Annotated in this window: 25 protein-coding genes; 3 read left to right on the top strand and 22 right to left on the bottom strand. The window is 26.0% G+C overall.

What is annotated here, in order from left to right; genetic code table 4:
* Positions 1 to 10 precede the first annotated feature (10 nt).
* Positions 11 to 211 carry a hypothetical protein gene (locus tag ACFEL5_RS06655; protein ID WP_375315138.1) on the bottom strand — a complete coding sequence of 67 codons (201 nt, stop codon included), beginning with the start codon at positions 209 to 211 and terminating at the stop codon, positions 11 to 13.
* A gap of 58 nt (positions 212 to 269) precedes the next feature.
* On the opposite strand from ACFEL5_RS06655, the gene ACFEL5_RS06650 reads away from it, so the two are divergent.
* Entirely contained in the window at positions 270 to 1,214 is a 945-nt protein-coding gene (locus ACFEL5_RS06650; protein ID WP_338966716.1) for an IS30 family transposase, read from the top strand.
* Positions 1,215 to 1,276: 62 nt separating this feature from the next.
* Positions 1,277 to 3,421, top strand: coding sequence for a hypothetical protein (locus ACFEL5_RS06645; protein WP_375315273.1), 2,145 nt, complete (start codon positions 1,277 to 1,279; stop codon positions 3,419 to 3,421).
* A 222-nt stretch (positions 3,422 to 3,643) separates the two neighbouring features.
* Here ACFEL5_RS06645 and ACFEL5_RS06640 read toward each other — a convergent pair whose 3' ends face one another.
* A complete protein-coding gene (locus tag ACFEL5_RS06640) occupies positions 3,644 to 3,778 on the bottom strand; it encodes a hypothetical protein (RefSeq protein ID WP_375315272.1) in 135 nt (44 codons plus the stop codon).
* Positions 3,779 to 3,900: 122 nt separating this feature from the next.
* Between ACFEL5_RS06640 and ACFEL5_RS06635 the strand changes: the two genes are divergently transcribed.
* Positions 3,901 to 4,074: a hypothetical protein gene (locus ACFEL5_RS06635; protein ID WP_375315271.1), complete on the top strand. Its 174-nt coding sequence runs from the start codon at positions 3,901 to 3,903 to the stop codon at positions 4,072 to 4,074.
* 338 nt (positions 4,075 to 4,412) lie between these two features.
* On the opposite strand, the gene ACFEL5_RS06630 is transcribed toward ACFEL5_RS06635, so the two are convergent.
* From ACFEL5_RS06630 to ACFEL5_RS06535, 20 genes are all read right to left on the bottom strand, one after another.
* Complete coding sequence (locus ACFEL5_RS06630) at positions 4,413 to 4,889, bottom strand: hypothetical protein (protein ID WP_375315270.1); 477 nt, start codon at positions 4,887 to 4,889, stop codon at positions 4,413 to 4,415.
* A gap of 50 nt (positions 4,890 to 4,939) precedes the next feature.
* Entirely contained in the window at positions 4,940 to 6,817 is a 1,878-nt protein-coding gene (locus ACFEL5_RS06625) for a hypothetical protein (RefSeq protein WP_375315269.1), read from the bottom strand.
* A gap of 265 nt (positions 6,818 to 7,082) precedes the next feature.
* Positions 7,083 to 7,472 carry a hypothetical protein gene (locus ACFEL5_RS06620; RefSeq protein WP_375315268.1) on the bottom strand — a complete coding sequence of 130 codons (390 nt, stop codon included), beginning with the start codon at positions 7,470 to 7,472 and terminating at the stop codon, positions 7,083 to 7,085.
* Between the two features lie 21 nt (positions 7,473 to 7,493).
* Positions 7,494 to 7,742: a hypothetical protein gene (locus ACFEL5_RS06615; RefSeq protein WP_215826579.1), complete on the bottom strand. Its 249-nt coding sequence runs from the start codon at positions 7,740 to 7,742 to the stop codon at positions 7,494 to 7,496.
* A gap of 2 nt (positions 7,743 to 7,744) precedes the next feature.
* Positions 7,745 to 8,029, bottom strand: a complete 285-nt coding sequence (locus tag ACFEL5_RS06610) for a hypothetical protein (protein ID WP_342189513.1) — start codon at positions 8,027 to 8,029, stop codon at positions 7,745 to 7,747.
* A 6-nt stretch (positions 8,030 to 8,035) separates the two neighbouring features.
* Positions 8,036 to 9,019 (bottom strand): hypothetical protein, encoded by a 984-nt coding sequence (locus ACFEL5_RS06605; protein WP_375315267.1) that lies wholly within the window; start codon positions 9,017 to 9,019, stop codon positions 8,036 to 8,038.
* 23 nt (positions 9,020 to 9,042) lie between these two features.
* Positions 9,043 to 9,279, bottom strand: coding sequence for a hypothetical protein (locus ACFEL5_RS06600; RefSeq protein ID WP_342189962.1), 237 nt, complete (start codon positions 9,277 to 9,279; stop codon positions 9,043 to 9,045).
* Between the two features lie 282 nt (positions 9,280 to 9,561).
* Positions 9,562 to 9,705 (bottom strand): hypothetical protein, encoded by a 144-nt coding sequence (locus ACFEL5_RS06595; protein WP_375315266.1) that lies wholly within the window; start codon positions 9,703 to 9,705, stop codon positions 9,562 to 9,564.
* Positions 9,706 to 9,722: 17 nt separating this feature from the next.
* Complete coding sequence (locus ACFEL5_RS06590; RefSeq protein WP_342278158.1) at positions 9,723 to 9,944, bottom strand: hypothetical protein; 222 nt, start codon at positions 9,942 to 9,944, stop codon at positions 9,723 to 9,725.
* Positions 9,945 to 9,946: 2 nt separating this feature from the next.
* The gene (locus tag ACFEL5_RS06585) at positions 9,947 to 10,273 is read right to left on the bottom strand and encodes a hypothetical protein (RefSeq protein ID WP_375315265.1); all 327 of its coding nucleotides are present in this window, start codon (positions 10,271 to 10,273) and stop codon (positions 9,947 to 9,949) included.
* A gap of 563 nt (positions 10,274 to 10,836) precedes the next feature.
* A complete protein-coding gene (locus ACFEL5_RS06580; RefSeq protein WP_375315286.1) occupies positions 10,837 to 11,007 on the bottom strand; it encodes a hypothetical protein in 171 nt (56 codons plus the stop codon).
* On the bottom strand, positions 11,008 to 11,952 hold the full coding sequence (locus ACFEL5_RS06575) for an IS30 family transposase (RefSeq protein WP_375315190.1): 945 nt from the start codon (positions 11,950 to 11,952) through the stop codon (positions 11,008 to 11,010).
* A gap of 475 nt (positions 11,953 to 12,427) precedes the next feature.
* Positions 12,428 to 12,985, bottom strand: coding sequence for a spiroplasma phage ORF1-like family protein (locus ACFEL5_RS06570; RefSeq protein ID WP_375315771.1), 558 nt, complete (start codon positions 12,983 to 12,985; stop codon positions 12,428 to 12,430).
* Positions 12,986 to 13,103: 118 nt separating this feature from the next.
* Positions 13,104 to 13,931, bottom strand: a complete 828-nt coding sequence (locus ACFEL5_RS06565) for a Pr6Pr family membrane protein (protein WP_375315285.1) — start codon at positions 13,929 to 13,931, stop codon at positions 13,104 to 13,106.
* Positions 13,932 to 13,938: 7 nt separating this feature from the next.
* Entirely contained in the window at positions 13,939 to 14,895 is a 957-nt protein-coding gene (locus ACFEL5_RS06560; RefSeq protein ID WP_342277812.1) for a hypothetical protein, read from the bottom strand.
* A 23-nt stretch (positions 14,896 to 14,918) separates the two neighbouring features.
* Positions 14,919 to 15,854 (bottom strand): hypothetical protein, encoded by a 936-nt coding sequence (locus ACFEL5_RS06555; protein ID WP_342262840.1) that lies wholly within the window; start codon positions 15,852 to 15,854, stop codon positions 14,919 to 14,921.
* Positions 15,855 to 15,881: 27 nt separating this feature from the next.
* Positions 15,882 to 16,547, bottom strand: coding sequence for a uracil-DNA glycosylase (locus tag ACFEL5_RS06550; RefSeq protein ID WP_375315284.1), 666 nt, complete (start codon positions 16,545 to 16,547; stop codon positions 15,882 to 15,884).
* 8 nt (positions 16,548 to 16,555) lie between these two features.
* Positions 16,556 to 17,455 (bottom strand): hypothetical protein, encoded by a 900-nt coding sequence (locus ACFEL5_RS06545; RefSeq protein ID WP_375315283.1) that lies wholly within the window; start codon positions 17,453 to 17,455, stop codon positions 16,556 to 16,558.
* A 231-nt stretch (positions 17,456 to 17,686) separates the two neighbouring features.
* Positions 17,687 to 19,060: a hypothetical protein gene (locus tag ACFEL5_RS06540; RefSeq protein ID WP_375315282.1), complete on the bottom strand. Its 1,374-nt coding sequence runs from the start codon at positions 19,058 to 19,060 to the stop codon at positions 17,687 to 17,689.
* Positions 19,061 to 19,102: 42 nt separating this feature from the next.
* Positions 19,103 to 19,489 (bottom strand): hypothetical protein, encoded by a 387-nt coding sequence (locus tag ACFEL5_RS06535; RefSeq protein WP_375315281.1) that lies wholly within the window; start codon positions 19,487 to 19,489, stop codon positions 19,103 to 19,105.
* Between the last annotated feature and the right edge of the window lie 153 nt (positions 19,490 to 19,642).

Here is a 19,642-nt window from a genome sequence, read left to right as displayed (position 1 = left end):
TTTTTCTGCTTTAATGATAATTTTTTCTAGAAGTAGTATTAAATAATATGAATATGAAAAAATGATAGAAATTATTATTTGATGATATATAATTAAATTCCAAAGCAAAGAGACTGTAGATTAATTTTTGGAGAAAAGGAAAGGTGTTATTAATTTTATTAGCTGAATTATACTTGTAAGTGCAAGTAAATAAAATTGCAAAAGATTTCATATAAAAATTTCATGATGCTAAGTTTATTTTAGAAAAAGTAAATTTAAGGAGTTTTTATATGGGATACAAACATCTTGGCATAGATGAAAGAATTTATATTGAGAATCAATTGAAATTTAAAGTAAAAATTAGTGAAATAGCTAAAAATCTTAATCGAAGTATTAGTACTATTAATCGAGAAGTTAATAGAAATAAAGATAATAATCATTATTTTTCATTAATTGCACAAAATAAAGCAGAAAATAGAAAACAATTACATGTTTATTTTCATAAATTTAAAAATAGAGAATTAGTAAAATATGTACAACAAAAATTATTATTAGGTTGATCGCCTGAACAAATTTATGGCAGAATTAAAAATTTTCATCAAGAATGAATTATTAGTTTTAAAACAATTTACAATTGAATTTATTCTGGATTACTTGAAAAGGTTACTAGTAAAAATTTAAGAAGAAAAGGTAAGAAACGAAAATCTCAAGAAAATCGGGGTAAATTTAATGGTAAATCCATTAAAGAACGAAATGTTAATAATCGCATAACTCTTGGCCATTGAGAAGGTGATACTGTAGTATCATCACGAGGTAAAAGTAAATCATGTTTAATAACTTTAGTTGAAAGAACATCAAGATTTACTTTAGCAATATTAGTTGAAAATAGAACTACTAAAGTTATTAACAAAAATATTAGTCATTATTTATCAATTCTTCCAAATAATCTTGTTAAGACTATAACATTTGATAGGGGTAAAGAATTTGCTAATTGACAACAACTTGAAAAAAATTTAAATGTGAAAATTTATTTTGCTGATGCATATTCACCTTGACAAAGAGGTACTAATGAAAATACTAATGGTTTAATTAGAGAAAAATTTCCTAAAAAATTTAATTTTTCAAACACTACTAAAAATGCAGTTCATAAATTTATATTGTCTTTAAACCAAAGACCAAGAAAAATACTAAATTATCTTTCGCCAATCGAATATTTGGTTAGAAAAATAATTTAGTTGCACTTAACTTTACAATTTAGCATTAATTATTAAAAATTTACGAAAAGGATTTAATTAATATGAAAAAATTACTAGCTATGCTAACAACAATTACGAGTTTATCGAGCATAACGCCAATAATCTTAGCTAATGCCTCAGCAGAAATACCAGAAAATAAAATAATAAATAAAGAAATTAATTATCAACAAACAAATAATTCAGAAAATTTAAATAGAGTTAAAAAAGAAAATAATTCTAATATTAATGTTAATACTGAAATATATTGAATTAATTCTGAAACAAGTTTAAAAAAAGAAACAGATGTTCCTTATCCGATAACAACGATGTATACTTTTACAACTGATGGTGGCAATCGTGAAATTGGTGATATTTACTTCGGAACCACAAATGGGATTTATTTACGTAAAGCTGGAGAAACAACCGTAACTAAAATTGAAGAGATCAATGATCCTGTTGTTTTAATACAACCTTATAATCATAATAATAATGGTTCTGTACATGTTATAACTTTTAAAGGTGATGTTTATTATATTGACGGAAATAGTGTTGCAAATAAACAAACTATTGCTTCTAATCCAGTAATAACGATGTATACTTTTACAACTGATGGTGGCAATCGTAAAATTGGTGATATTTACTTCGGAACCACAAATGGGATTTATTTACGTAAAGCTGGAGAAACAACCGTAACTAAAATTGAAGAGATCAATGATCCTGTTGTTTTAATACAACCTTATAATCATAATAATAATGGTTCTGTACATGTTATAACTTTTAAAGGTGATGTTTATTATATTGACGGAAATAGTGTTGCAAATAAACAAACTATTGCTTCTAATCCAGTAATAACGATGTATACTTTTACAACTGATGGTGGCAATCGTAAAATTGGTGATGTTTACTTCGGAACCACAAATGGGATTTATTTACGTAAAGTTGGAGAAACAACCGTAACTAAAATTGAAGAGATCAATGATCCTGTTGTTTTAATACAACATTATAATCATAATAATAATGGTTCTGTACATGTTATAACTTTTAAAGGTGATGTTTATTATATTGACGGAAATAGTGTTGCAAATAAACAAACTATTGCTTCTAATCCAGTAATAACGATGTATACTTTTACAACTGATGGTGGCAATCGTAAAATTGGTGATATTTACTTCGGAACCACAAATGGGATTTATTTACGTAAAGCTGGAGAAACAACCGCAACAAAAATTAATGGTATTGATGGACCAATAATGTTTATTAAAACATATCCTGACAAAATTAATAGTGTACATATTATTAAATTAAATTTATTAAATAAAAATACCCCGACAAATTCACCCACATTGAATAGAAGGGCTAACAATAATAGAATAATTAATTTAATTTTAAATTCAGTTACACAACAAGAAGATTTTTGGTGTGGCCCCGCTATTGCTGAGGCGATATTAAGATATTTTGGATTACAATCAGCAGACAACAATTTTAATAATCAAACCAACCAACAATTTCAAAATACTTTAGCTCAGCGAATGAATACACAAGAGGGCGGAACAACAATGGAAGATTGAACTGCCAGAATTAATAATATTATTTCAGTTAATAGATTAAATCATAGTAGAACATATTCAATAAATAATTTTGATTTAGCATATAATGATAATACTATTACTAATAGATTTTATAATCTTGTTTCCTATAGCTTGCAAAATGATGCTCCGGCTGCATTTATGTATCATGGTTCTAGACAATTAAATGAAGATGATCATAGTCATTTTATTTTAATTACTGGTGTTACAAATGAATATAATAATGCTATTTATACATATATGGATCCATGAACAGGAACATTTGATACATTTAATTCTTCTGGTTTAAATTCATTTTTAACTCCTACAAGAATGCATGATGATGAAGAATCACCGCTCCCGTATGGAGGGCAATTAGCATCTTTTACTGGAATTATGGGAAGTATGACAGATTGAAATTATCGAAGAGAACATACATTATGATTTAATGATCACGCTTCTGCGGGAAGTAGTTGTCAAGTTCCGGAAATATCTAAAACTAATTTTACTGAAGCTGCTATTGGTTTAGGTGGTGGGCTGGCCGTGGGGACCGTGGTTCCTATCATAGGTAATATTGAAGGTGCTATTGTCGGGACAGGGGCATGATATTTAATATGAAGGGAAAATTGCATGAGCTCATAATTACAAGTTTTTCTAAATAAAAACCATAAAAATTTTAGATTCAGAATTATTACATATTTTTAATTTTAAAGAGGCATGTTTTAAAAAGAGAAAACGCATTAATAATTCTTCAGTTATAAAAACAGTTAAAATACCTAAATTTAACTATGATACAAAATCAAAATTAGTATTTCAAATTACAACAGGATTAACTAAAGTAAAACAAGAAAATAAATTAAATGGTTAAAATATAAATCCTGATGATGAAATGCAATTACATAACTTTGTTAATTTAAATAATAGACTTGGTACATAACTATAACATTTTATGCCGACTAAACTATAAAATTCATTTTTATCTTTGTATTTATCTAACATTTGTATTTCATCTAAAAAATAATTATCAAAATAGTAGATAAAATTAAAGGTTATGTACCAAGTCTAATAAATAATCTGAAATCATTAATGTATTATCAAATATTAATAAACAAGAACAAGAAATGATTTTATATTGTTTTAGCGATGTAGGAGATGAAATAGACTTGGCACCTCACGAACGCATAATATTTAAATATTCAGTCCGAGAAATTCATTTTGAAAATGCACTAAATTTAAAACAAAAAATTACTGGAACAATTACTGCTAAAATAATTGATGATAATAACAAGGAATAAACAATTACATTATCAATTAAAGAGGCGACGCAAATATTAAAAAAACATAGCTTATTGCCAGATGAAATTACTATCAATGAAGATAACAGTATAACTTTTAATGGAAAAGCAAAAATTTCTTTGGCACAAGAAGCGGAGCCGAAATTAATTATTAATACTTCAATAGTTTAATTGTTTTTGAAAAATAAGCAAACTATTCAAACCAGTAATTTTAATTAATTACTGTTTTTTTGTTTTGTCAAAATATAAAAGAGAAAAAATAAAAAGTTGCTTACTTAGTTGTTTAAGAGCAGTATCGTCATATAAAGCTACATTTTGGGGGTAGTGATTTTAACAGTTTAATTATTTTTAAATTCTAATATTTTTCATTTGGCATATCTTTCATTTTTATCTCATTCTTGTACTTTCATTTTTATGTTTTTTAATTTTTTATTTTGATATGATAAAAAATCTTTATTTTCTCAATATCTTGGTTCACTGTTTTTTTCTCAATTTAAATCATATTCTAATGATTTTAATATTGGTAGTGTAATCTTGTCATTTTTGTCAACATAAAATTCTCAACCATTAAGTTTCATTCGTGGAGGCAAGTTTTTGGGCATAAATTCATTTTCTACATTAACTTTTATTTCTCATTTTTGATTTCACTTGCTGTTGTCATCTTTTGATGATTTAAGTGTTAATTTTGATTTTTTTAAGTTTAATTCGTATGATTCATTCTTAATTTCTAATATTGGTTTATTTTCTTTTTTAGAGCACCCAACTATTGGCAATGTTGTCAGCCCCAAAAGAACTATTATATTTAAAATTTTCATAAATTTAACTCCTTTATTTTGTTTTTTTAATATATATATATATATAATAATTATACAAAAATTCTTAATATCATTAGAAAAATGGCAAAACCGATTAAAAATTGAAAGGTATAGTAAAAAGCTGGCACCGTTTTAAAAACTGGAAAAATGGCGGTTGAAAAGTTAACTGTTGCTTTTGCAATAATTGCTAATGGTCGCAAAATTGTAATGATTTGTGACGCTGTCAGCATTCAGTTTAGCATTTTAATACTAGCATTTTGAATGGCACAACCAATATCATTAAATGTGGGTATTCATCGCCCTGAATATTTGCAATTTGCTGGCGGGATTAAGTCATCTCATTCTGAGTTGGTGGAACCATCAGGAATAAAGGCTGTGGAATTTAAGACATTAAAGTCATAAATTTTAAAATTGTAATTAGAGATATTACCTTTGTGATAAAGAGGAAAGGTTAGGGTAAAAATATTAATACCATAACGAATATCAATATCGGTATTGAGATAATTAATACTATTAGCAGTCTTGCTGGTTGGCAAGGTAATCAGTTTATTGTCGTAAGATTTAAGGACATTAAAATCAATTTGATAAATGCCATTAGTGTTGTTAATAACATTGTAATTCTCTTGGTGCATTTTTTTGTCAAAAGTAAAGAAATAACTTCTTAGTAATAATTCTGAGTTTCCTATAATATTTACTAAGTATTTTTTGGGATAAAAGGTAATTAATGAACGATAAAAGAAACCGATTTGAATAAAGTAATCCTTCTTATAGTTTTCTACACCCTTAAAATCAATTTCGGTATGAGTTTTTTCGTCCATATCAAAAGTCGCATAAAATAAACTAGCAAAGAAATTGCCAAGAATTTCATAGATTTCATCAAAAACATTTTTGTAATCGCTGTTGTTAATACTAGGAATGTTGTTTTTAAAATATAGGTAAATATCATTTTTTAAATTGGGGTCATAGCGCAGAAAACTAAATCTAACATTGAGGTAATTTAAGGTACCAAAGAGATACTTAATTAAATAATAATCGTTAGTATTTACAGTGTTATATTTTCAGATTTCGGTTTCACCGTGTAGCAATTGTAAATACTTATTTCCGGCAATTAGAGTTTTGTTAAATGCCTTAATTTTCAAAACATTCTCATTTACTACATTTTTATCACTAGAAGTTTTATGATAAAAATAGCTCTCGTCTTTAAAGCCGTGATTTTTAATCGTAAATTCTTTGTAATAACCTTTTTCTAGAGTGTCAATGAAATTAAATACGGGCGTTCAATAGAGATACGAGTAATTAAATTTATCAAAATCACCACGGTGAATCATTAAGTAATCAAGATTATCAAGAACATCGTTATAGTTATGGTTGCCATCAAATTTGGTGGTTTTTTCTGGCAAATCAATATCAGTCGAGGGTTTAATTTCTGATTGTGCGTCAAATTCTAATATTTTTCATTTGACATATCTTTCATTTTTATCTCATTCTTGTACTTTCATTTTTATGTTTTTTAATTTTTTATTTTGATATGATAAAAAATCTTTATTTTCTCAATATCTTGGTTCACTGTTTTTTTCTCAATTTAAATCATATTCTAATGATTTTAATATTGGTAGTGTAATCTTGTCATTTTTGTCAACATAAAATTCTCAACCATTAAGTTTCATTCGTGGAGGCAAGTTTTTGGGCATAAATTCATTTTCTACATTAACTTTTATTTCTCATTTTTGATTTCACTTGCTGTTGTCATCTTTTGATGATTTAAGTGTTAATTTTGATTTTTTTAAGTTTAATTCGTATGATTCATTATTTTGCCTTTTACTTCTAATTAGTGATTGTGCTGTTGCTTTGTCATTATTAATGTTTTGTGGAATGGTAAAAATGTTATTGAAACCAATAGTTAGCACGGTAAATATTTTCATAAACATTTTTATCACTCCTTTTTAAAATATTTTATTTTTCATTATTCTTTTAGTTTTAATATTTTTTAACATAAAACGAATTAAGCAGTTTACTATTTCTGTTATGGTTACTCATACTAAGGAATAACCTATAATCATTAACTTACCAATTGCTCCAAAATTTTTAATAAATTGTTGCAAATTTTCAATATCTGTATGTAACAATAAAACTATACTTAAAGATATGAATATAATGTAATTAAGTATTATTCATCAATATCTTTTTAAAAAATTAATGAGTTTGTTTAGTTTCATTTTTCAAAGCTCTTTTTTCCTTAATTTTCTTAACAATAAGTCAAACTAATTTTTCAACTTGAAAAGCAATAAATATTGCACTACCAAATCAATAAACAAATAATCCAAGCAACATAATTGCGGTATTTAAACCAAAAAACTTATACATATCTTTTTCAATAAAATCAATAAATTCGTCATTTGTTCCCATTACTCACTTAGTATCCAATAAAGTTAAAGCTCAAAGTATTAAGTTTATAAAGATAAAAATAATGCTAAGCAATATTTTTAACCAATGATTTTTAAATCAATTTTTAATTCTTAATTTTAATGACATTTTTTCTTTTAAATTATCTTTTTTAAATAATTTTGCTAAAAATTTTTTCATTTTAATTCTCCTTTCATATTTTTATCGTCCTTTAATCACAATAAATAAAGCAATAAGTACACAAGTAACGCCAAGAATGGTAAAGATTGGATGTTGTGAAAATGTTCGTGCCATTGGTTTAAATAGTTCTAAAATTGTTAAATTACTAGTAATAAACTTTTGGAAATTGGCAAGACCTTCGCTAATGTAGTTTGTTAAAGTTTCAAAATGACTACCAGCTAATAATCCAAGAACAGTTATTAAGATAAAAATAATAATTAGTTTAAACATTGTTAGTTACCTTGTTTTGTTTTTATTGGTTTTATTTGTTTTTTGACTTTTCCTCATGCACTTAAACGGCCACTATTTTTAACCGCATATTGGCGTTGTTTTTCTAAATTAACTTGTTGACTACCAAATCCAAGAATAATTGCCATAAGAAATTCTACAGCCAGCGTTAAGAATAAAGGAAATATTAGTTGAATATTTGTTCCTGGTACTTCTAAACTTCAAATTAAGTCAAAAACTTTATAAAGCATTTGAGCGAGAAAGTCGGCCATTTTTGCGAGATTTTCCATTTTTCATTATTCCTTTTCTTTCATTTTTCTTAAAAATTTGCTAAATTTATCCATTTTTAAGTATTCTAAGTCTTCTAAATCAATTGATGTGTCATTATAGTATTTATCTTCATAGTCAGGATTCACTTTTGAATTTAAGTAATCTCTTAAAAACGCTAGGTAAAAAGAATTGTAAGTGTTAAGTATTGGTAAAGGAATTTTTAGTTTAAAAAAATAAATATCAAGTTCAGGAATATCGCGATATTTAATGCGACGACCCTTTTTATTATTTTTAGCATCAATTAAGGTGTTTCGTCAGCGTTCATATTCTTCAATGCTCGTAAAGGTGCCATAAATGACTTTTAAGTAGGGGCGAAAAATATTAACTGGTTTTTTGCGAATTCCCACAATCACATTGTTGGCAATATCACGAACTTTAACTCAAATATGTTTATCTCTTTGACCACTAGCGAGAACAATATGACCGAAATGGCGTGCAAGAGCGAAATACTCTTGAATACCAGTTTCTTCGTTTTTGGTATTATTTTTTTCTCAATCGGTTCCTTCTAAAAATAAATTGGTTTCATCTCACAACAGTAAGGTTTTGTCTGGCAATACCGGATAATCAAAGTCTAATAATCCCATATGCCCTAAGCTTAATTTTTGGGTTTCTAGTAATGGGAAAGTTGATGCGATGTGATATTTCTTCTTTTTTAGTAATTTTGCTGCATATACTAGAAAGGCGGTTTTTCCAGTTCCTAACGAACCAATCACAATATTTAATGGTGAGTTTTTTAAGAAGTTAATCACTTTGTTAATTTGTGTGAAATTACCGATTTTAAAAAGGAAAACTAAAATACAACCGGCTAAAAATAAATAGCTCACAATGTTTTTGAAATAACCGTTGTAAATGTATCAAATTGCTCCTCAATGTCATAAAATTAAAAATGAGGTGCGATTCAATTCAATAAAATGGTTATTTTTTTCTATTATTCATTTGCAAAATTTCATCTTGCACCTCACTTTATTTTTTGTTAGCGGACTGCGCCAAGTAATTTTTCAAACATTTTAAAACAAATAAAGAATATTGCCAAAATAAATGGAAAAATGAAGATTCAGTAGTCAGCAAAGAAGTTACCGACTTGTGGCATATTAACGGCAATAATTTCTCACATTTTAGTAAATGCTGTTATAATTGCATTTCACAATTTAGTCATCGCATCGCTAGCTGTTATTTTTGCTGGTGCCTCAGCTAAGAAAGTTGTAAACATATAATCACCCCCTTTCTTTAATGTAACTTCTTGAAATTAATTTCGCTTTTATCTAAATACTGATATGGTTTTCCAAAGTAGCATTAGAATAAATCACACCATAATTGCTGTTAAGAATCAAAAAGCAATGTTTGCTATTAAAATTCAAAGTGTTTCTTTGGTTAAATCAATTTCTTTACCACCACTAATATGAGCCGGGATAGTTGTGATTTGAATGAATAAATCTCAGAAAGTTTGTTTAATTTGTTCTCAATTAAATTCTTTTAAGTTTATTGTCATTTTTTATTTCCCAAAAATCATTTTTATTGGTAAATACATAATTGAAATTAAGGCGAAAATAAAAGTAATGATAATAATTAATCCGGCAATAAATGCAACTTGTGCAGGCATTTTTTCTATCGGAACAAACAGTTTTAAGAACTCCATAATAATTTCTCAAAACATTATTTTTTGTGCTCGTTATTTTCTTTTGAATTAGGAGCTTTAACTCATTCTTCAAAGCGAGCAATAAATACTTTCTCGTCTTTTGTGAAATTACCAGTATTATTTTTAATGGCATTTTTATATTTAATTCGCATTTTTATTTTGGCATAAATTTTATAAGCAAAATATGCCGATAGCATTATGCTGATAATAATAAATATTAGTCCAATTGCAATATTCATTTTTAAACTCCTTTAAAATAGTTATAATTCATATCTTTTTTGTTATTTTCTTTTTCGGCAATGAAGAAGCCTAATAAATCTTGGCCTTTAATTAACTTCGTTTCTTGCTCTTGTTGATTAATTGAAATTACTTGATATTTACTATCTTTTATTATTCCAATGCAAATTGAATTTTCGTATTTTCCTTTATAAACAAATCGCTTTGGAAACCAAATGCCGATTTGTTTATTAAATCATGGAATTTTTGGCGCTTTAATAAGCATTGCGTTTTGCGTTTCTTTTAAAAGATACTTCTTAGTATTTAAGAAAATGTTTTCAATGTTTTTCATAGTAAATTACCTTTCTTATGAATAAACTAAGTTAATTAACTTAGTTAATATAACTTAGTTTTTTAAACACTTATATATCGCAGATTTAAGTGTTTAACAAGCTTTGTTATTAAATTTTATTTTTTAATTAGATAAAGATTTTAATAATTTTAAACTTAGTATATCCCCTATATAGAAATTTCTACACTTTAACATCCGCATCCTACCCTTGGAACTAATTTAATAGCGTGTATATTTTTAGGAAATCCACCCATTCATTTTTTTATTGCAAAACGAAACAAATTGCTATAGCTAATAGGATGTTATCTATTAACTGGTAAACTTCTTTCGGTTATGGCGACCACCCACAATTTATCGTGCTTTTTTAATACATACCAACATTATTAACTCACTTGTATTTAATTTTCAAAGAACAAATTTTTAACATCTTATAAAATAAAAAGACAATCATTGCTGACTGTCTTAATACTTATTCAAATCTTTTCCCACCTAACAAAACTTTATGCGCCCATTATTAATTATTATTAAATTTTCACTAATATATATTAATTTTATATTTTTACTTACTTAAATCTATTATATTTATTTGTTACAGCATTACCTTTATAATTAATTCAACTATCATCATTTTTATTATTATATTTATTTCATAATGAACTTTTATATATTTCTTTTCTGATTTCTATTTCTGAATTAATATTTTCATTAATGCCAAATTGTAAAGTTAAGTGCAACTAAATTATTTTTCTAACCAAATATTCGATTGGCGAAAGATAATTTAGTATTTTTCTTGGTCTTTGGTTTAAAGACAATATAAATTTATGAACTGCATTTTTAGTAGTGTTTGAAAAATTTAATTTTTTAGGAAATTTTTCTCTAATTAAACCATTAGTATTTTCATTAGTACCTCTTTGTCAAGGTGAATATGCATCAGCAAAATAAATTTTCACATTTAAATTTTTTTCAAGTTGTTGTCAATTAGCAAATTCTTTACCCCTATCAAATGTTATAGTCTTAACAAGATTATTTGGAAGAATTGATAAATAATGACTAATATTTTTGTTAATAACTTTAGTAGTTCTATTTTCAACTAATATTGCTAAAGTAAATCTTGATGTTCTTTCAACTAAAGTTATTAAACATGATTTACTTTTACCTCGTGATGATACTACAGTATCACCTTCTCAATGGCCAAGAGTTATGCGATTATTAACATTTCGTTCTTTAATGGATTTACCATTAAATTTACCCCGATTTTCTTGAGATTTTCGTTTCTTACCTTTTCTTCTTAAATTTTTACTAGTAACCTTTTCAAGTAATCCAGAATAAATTCAATTGTAAATTGTTTTAAAACTAATAATTCATTCTTGATGAAAATTTTTAATTCTGCCATAAATTTGTTCAGGCGATCAACCTAATAATAATTTTTGTTGTACATATTTTACTAATTCTCTATTTTTAAATTTATGAAAATAAACATGTAATTGTTTTCTATTTTCTGCTTTATTTTGTGCAATTAATGAAAAATAATGATTATTATCTTTATTTCTATTAACTTCTCGATTAATAGTACTAATACTTCGATTAAGATTTTTAGCTATTTCACTAATTTTTACTTTAAATTTCAATTGATTCTCAATATAAATTCTTTCATCTATGCCAAGATGTTTGTATCCCATATAAAAACTCCTTAAATTTACTTTTTCTAAAATAAACTTAGCATCATGAAATTTTTATATGAAATCTTTTGCAATTTTATTTACTTGCACTTACAAGTATAATTCAGCATTTTTATTACTACAACACCATTAATAAGTTGTAGCAGTTATTCTGTATCAGAAGAATACTTACAAATAGATAATAAAGATATTTTTGTTAAAGTTGGTGACTTTAGTAAGTTACAGGATATTGTTGATGAATATTTATATTTTCTTGTCCCAAGACCTGGATGTAATCCTGCGTATTCTCATAGATGAAATTGAAATATAGAAAATAGATTTGAATTAAAAGGCACAACAACTTGTGGAAATTTAGAAGTTGGTAGTTGAGATTGAACTATTTTTATTAGAAAGAATAAAGAACAAAAGCTATTTGTTTATAAATTTGATGAATATTTTATTGAAGATCATAAAGGTTTTTAATTTAAGAATCTTTTTATAATAATCTAGTCACTTTCATAAATATTATTAATATAAATATATTAATTATCGTATTGTATAGCATTGGGCTGAATTTTCACATTTCAAAAATACCAGTAAATAGTTCTTTAGTTACATAAAGAATTTTTCCAATACCACTAGCTAATTCAGTTGTTTGTTTAACGCCTGGAATATTATTGATAATCCATACAACGCCATTTTTTATATGACAAGCTACATTATATCAGCTACAACTTTCTGGTTTATATTCTCATCATTGTTTGTCTGGGTTTATTCCGTCTTTTGTTATTTCTTGTCAATTATAAATGCCAAAATTAAAATCATAATATTTATACTTGCTATCAATTTTTTGAGCTTGTAATTCAAAAATATTGTAACCAACTTTTTTATTTTCAATCCGATTTGACTGTTTCAAAGCATATATATCTTTTTTATTTGGTAATACATATTCTTCGTTACCATTAATTTTAAAGCTATTTTTTACTGAAAAATCATAGTTGAAATTCTTACCATATTTTGTTTTGTAGAATCGATTTTGGTAAGCAGAATATAAGTGAAAATCTAAGTATTGATATTGATCTGAAAAATAAAAATAGCGGGGATAAATTGGACTGATAAAGTTGTTATCGCCATATCTTTAAAATTATTATCTGATGATTTGTTTAATCAACTTACTTTTTACTTATATGTTTTGTCTTCTTATAAATTAAATTATTAATAACAATCAAAATAACATTTATCCCTACTAAAAATGATATTCCCAATCCTACTAACAAAATATTATTTCAAACTACTGGTAAAGGAAATATCGGATGATAAAAATCAACAAACTCATAAGGAAATAAAAAAATCCTAATACCATCATCATATAATAACTTAGCCCTTAAATTAATAAATATGAGATAACCAATCGGATATCCTAGCATTCAAAATATTTGGCGAGTAAAATATTTTTTATATAAAATCTGAGTTTTCCCTAACGATAATAATAAGTAAATTAATGTTAATAATGGTGTTATGGCATGCATTGTAATGCCAATAACCCGATCAGCATTGGAAGCAAATTCATACGATAACCCTGTTCCCACACCATAAAATACTAACAACCAAAATAAAACCATTGTTACTGTAATATATATTGTAATACTAGTTTGGGTTGTCAAATTAGTAAACTTATTAGTTGCCGTTTTATTATGATAAAGTAAAGCATAAAAGAAATATAAACAAGCTAATATATTAGTTTGCACCGACCAAAAACTAACTAAAACATTAAAATTATATAACCGTGGCATATCAAGTTGTGAAGTTTTAGGATTAATATATCAATATTCAACAAATACCCCATAAACGACACCAGCTAAAAAGAAACTAAATAAAATTAAAAATGTCATTAACTTATAAACAAATTTTCAATCTTTTAGCAAAACTAAGGCATTAGCAACACTAGTAAAAAAGAATATTTTACTTTTACTAAAAAATCGTTTAAAAAAATTCTTCATTATATCCCTACTCTACATTTTCTTGATGAGAATTAAGTTCTTTTTGCAAAAAATATTTATCATAATAAATTTTTAAAATTGTTTTAAAAATTATAAAATATATTGCAATTCGTAATGGCATTAATAATAATTCTTTAACTAATCGTGGTAATAAAGAAACTAAATAATCAATATCATAAAATACTAAAAAATGTAATGGCGATAAAATTCACGAATTAATTAATGTTAAAAATAATTGTAAAATAATAATAATGAAAATCAATGCATTATTAAATTTCTCAGTAACACTATTTTGTTTTTGATTATTTCAAGTTATTCACAAAATTAAAATTAAAACTAATTCCACAGCCATAAATAAAGTAGAAATAAAAATCCCAGAAATTACCATATAAAGTAAATCTCATTTAACACTAAAAACTTTATTATTTTTCAATGAAAAAGAGTAAACAAAATCAGAGAAAAATATTAAATAAAAACTTAAAATTAATAAAGCAACCAAAATAAATTGCATTACAGTAAAAAATAACAAATATTTCTTAAAATTAAATTGACAATTACGAAGTTTACTATAAACAATTCCCGCAATTCCTGCAAGAACCCCAACAATGGGTTCTTGAATTGCCATAATTGGACTATAAAATGTAGGTTTTAAGATAAACAATGTTGTATCGGAAATAAAACCAAAAATAAAACCAAAAAATGGTCCATGTAAAAAACTAAAAAGCACATTAGGGATAAAACCAAAACCAATTACCATTGTTCCTTTACCACCAACACCCAATTTTAAACTAAAACCTAAAAATTTAACAATAACTATTGTTAATGCTAACATTACAGCTGCTAAGGCAATACTACGAGTATTGAAATTTTTATTAAAATCCAATTTTAAATATTTTAAAATTGAATAAAAATTTTTACGAAAATAATACTTTGTAATTTGTAACCAAACATTTAGCCTTTTCATCTAAATAACACTCCTTATAAATGCTAACGATCTTCATTAATTAATGGTCTAATAGTTTTTCAAGTAACATAAATAATTACCGTATTAAAAAATATTTTAATCGGGGCCATCGCCAATCGTGGAATCATTGCTAAACCATAATCCTCAGTACGATTAGTTAACAGACTGACATCCCCCCAAGATGCAATTAACACCGTAACAATATATTCATTAATAACTGCTAACAAAATAATCGGAACTAAATCATTAAAACCTTTTGTATCCTTTTTTATAAAACGAAAATACATTCAAGTTGCCCAAACAACAACTAAAATTAAAACTGTCCCAATACTAATAATTAGCATCATAATTCATTTCTTAATCGGAACATTTTTTGTAAAAGGAACTTCATCAACAGCAAAATCAGCAAATTGCGGAGCATAATAAGTCATTACTAAAGCAGCGGTTCCAAAACCAATAATAAAAATATTAGTTATTAAAATTAAAATTCATGACTTTTGATGAAACATTCGCCGCAAATCACCAGCAATACCAGAAATAAAACCAAAACCAATAACCGTCACAATATACGCAGGATGAATATATGACGGAACAAACATCATTACTAAAATATCAGTAATCAAAGCACACAAAATACCAATTACGGGACCAAAAATATAACCCGTAATCTTAATCATCAAACCTTCAATAGCTATTCTAATCGGCGGTAAAACCGCTGCTGGCATATACAATGCAATAACAACAGTTGTTACTACCGATACCGTTGATAACATCGCAATATAAGCAATATTTTTCGTTGTTAAACGAAGTCCACGATATCGTTCTTTTTTTATAAACATTGAAAGCCCTGTCATTAAAATATAAGACAATGCTGCTAAAACTAATGCTCCCGCAACAATATACGCTGTTCTAATATCAAATAACGACAAACCATTTTTATTACTATTAAAGAAAATCATTAATCTAGTTTCCTTTCTAAAGAAAAACTATAACTGCCAATCAATCGGCTTCTTATTATGCTTTATCAAGTATTCATTAATCTTACTAAAATACTTTTGATTAAAAAACCCATAATGTGCTCCCAACGGTGAGGGATGTGCTCCCATAAGAATAAGATGCTTTTGGTCATTAATTAAATTAATCTTTGCTTGTGCTTTTTTACCTCATAAAACAAAAATAACATTATTATGATAATTGTCAATATATTTTATGAGATTATCAGTAAATTGTTGCCAATTAAAATTAGCATGTGAAAATGGTTGATCTTTTTGTACTGTTAAAACAGTATTTAAAAGAAAAACACCACTTCGGACTCATTTAGTTAAATCATCATTTTGTACAATAATTCCTAAATCATTTTCCAATTCTACAAAAATATTTTTTAAACTTGGTGGCAACTTAACACCTTGATTAACACCAAAAGCCAAACCATTAGCTTGGTTTGGTTGATGATACGGATCTTGTCCTAAAATAACTACTTTAATATCATTAAAACTAACAATTTTTAATAACCTTAAAATATCTTGTGGCTGTGGATAACATTGATTATTTTTATATGCTAATGATACTTTGCTAACTAATTCAATAAAATAAGGTTGAGTAGTTTGACTAATAAGAAAATCTTTCCAACTAGGATGAATATTTTGGAACATATTTTTAATTAATCACTAAATAATTCTTTAATTTTATCACTAATACCACCAACATTTATTCCGACTAAAACCCCTAAAATACCAAAACCAACAATGACCACTGCCAAAATAATAAGCACAACCCACACTCAAGTTTTAATCTTTTTATTATTATCTATAAAACCTTCTTCATTACCTTGTTGTAAAGCATCCATATTACTAATAGTAAAACCACTTTTCAATTTTTGTTCAACATCAGCTTTTTCTAAATCAATAGTTCCTGATGAATTAATCTTTGACTGCTTAGCGTTATTAAATACAAAACTACTTGGTTTACTATTTACCCCCAACTTATTTTCGGTTCCATTACTCTGTGATTGCTTTTTTTTAACGACATCATCCAAATGTTGACGAAACTTATCAAGTTTAAGTTTTCGCTCATCAACTTTTTGTTCTGATTGTTGTAAACTATGACCATTCAATTGTGATCGATATTCTTGTTCATTAAATAACTGCTCATTTAACATACTATTAGTCATATTAATTGTTGGTTCAAATTTTTCTCTAACAACTAGATTAGGATTAGGTCCTTGCTGTGGTTGTAGGTGGGGGTCATTAACAACAAAATTGCTATTATTTGGATACATATTACCATTTACCATTGATGTTCCATATGGATATGGATGTTGTCTACCGATTGGTGGTTGATGATACGGATTTTGTAATATTGGTGCATTTTGATTTGGACAATAATTATTTATTATTGGTAAAGCAGGATAATGTTGTTTATGTGATATTGTTATTTGTTGTGGCATATGATATTGTCTTTTAATAAATGCAATAGCTTCTGGCATTAGCATAAAAATTGCTACTTCTTGATCATATAGGTTATAAACTACATAACCTCGTTGTTCCACTAAAATATACATTACAACGCTGTCCTTTCCGTAAAAAATTAATATAAATATATTTTGAATTATATCACAAATTTAAAAAAAGCAAAAGCACACCATTCTTATATTTAAGAATGGTGTAAAATTTAATTATAACAAATATTTAAATATATAATTAAGAAAATTTAATATTAATTTTAAAAATAACTAATAAAAAAAATATTAACAAAACTTCATCAAGTTTTATTAATATAATTTTTTATTATTTTATTCAATATTTTTAAAATACACTTCAACTGTTCCCTTTTCAATACCAATATTAAATCTAATCCACGCAGCACTTTCACCATCTTCTAATGACCCATCATCAATTTCTGCCGATGAATCATCAATTGTGAAATTAATTCCACGAATTTCATTACCAAATTCGTTATCTAATGTTTCTTTTACTTTAACAAGCACTTTACTTCAAGAATCAGTTGATTTAATACCTTTTAAATCAAATCGATTTTTTTCATTAAATTTCTTTAAAAATTCTTTAACTTCGTTAATTAAATCCATATTAGTTTTCTTAATATCTTTAAAATAAATTCGGATATTTTGTAAACCTTTGCTTCCAATTTTAAAACTAACATTATTATTATTTTTACCATCTTTTAAACCATTACTTACAACATCATAAAGCTTATCAATTGTTAATTCAATTCTCTTAGCATCAACACCAAATTTTTCAGTTAAATTATTCTTTAATCTTTTCAACACATCAGTTCATTTACTAGTTGATTCCACACCTTGTAAAGCAAAAGGATTTTCCATATTAAATTGTTCTAAATATTTTTTAACCTCATTAAACAAATCATCATCAGATTTTTCAATATTTTTAAAATACACGCGTATTCAATCAGACTCTTTATTACCAATTTTAAAACTAATATTTAATCCGAACTGACCATCTTGAAATTTATCAAAACCTTTATCTTTTAAAAATTTATTTTCGTCTCAAACACGAAGATTTTCAATATGTTTAAAAATCTTGGGAAACTTCACTTTTAAAGCTTCTTCTACTTTATTAAGAGCATCAGTTCTTTTATGTAAAGTATTTAATCCCCTTAAATCAAAACGATTATTGTCATTAAATTGTTCTAAATATGTAGAAACAATTTTTACTTTTAAAGCATCATTTTTACCAATTAATCCCTCTTTATTTAATAATCTTGCCATTTCTGTTCTAATATGATGCAGTTTATCTTCCAAAGTTACATTATCTTTAAGCAACTTAGCAATATCTGCTAATTCACCACTACCAAAACTATTTACTAACTTAGTTAATTCGTTGACATATTCAATTAATTGCGCGATTTCGCTTTCTTGTTGGACAATTTTTTCTCGCAATTTTTGTTCTAATTGCTCAATTCTTTCTTTAGTCACATTATTTTTTTTAACTAACTCCTGAAAATCATTTACTAAAATCGCAATTTTTCTTTTTAAAGCACTGACTTCCTGATTTAATAACTGATTATTCGTAATTTCTTCCTTAATGAAATCTTTTGTCATTGTTTGTGAAGAACAAGCAACTAAATTAGTACCAATTCCTAACGAAAAAAAAGTCACAACTACCATATTCAATCATTGCTTAAACATTAGCATCACCTTTTATAGTCATTAAATCGTTAAGTTTCTCTTTTAATGATCAAGGACACCTTTTTGGACATCAATATCTTTTTTAAGATTAACAATTTCATTTTCCTCATCAGAAATTATCGCTTTATCTTTATGATTAATGTCATCAACAAGTTCTTGTAAAGTTTTTAAATCCTTTAAAACTTCTTTATATCCTAAATTAATTGCTTTTTCTTTTAAATCATTAATTGCTACTTCTAACTGTTCTGTTTTAATTTTAATTTCTGCTTCAAGATTAGCAATTAGTTGCTTAATTTTTTGATCTTGAACTTCAATTTTTATTTCTTGTTCCGTAATTCAAGAGCCCGAACAAGCAACTAATGTTCCAATACCAATTCCTGCTCCAGCACCTAAAATAAATGTTATTACTAATTTAATTATTTTATTCATCGCTTTAATACCTCATTTTTACTCAATATAAACTAAAATTACCTAAAAATAATAGTAACTCATTTATTGCTAGTTTATACCTTTTCCTAGTTAATTATAACATATTTATCACAAAGAAGCAAACCTAGCATCAACTAAGAAAATTTCCATAAC

It is taken from the genome of Spiroplasma endosymbiont of Tipula paludosa, from assembly GCF_964264785.1.
In the GTDB taxonomy this organism is placed as follows: domain Bacteria; phylum Bacillota_I; class Bacilli_A; order Mycoplasmatales; family Nriv7; genus Nriv7.
Note: the sequence above shows the minus strand (reverse complement) of the source record. Positions and strands in the feature narration are given on the sequence as shown.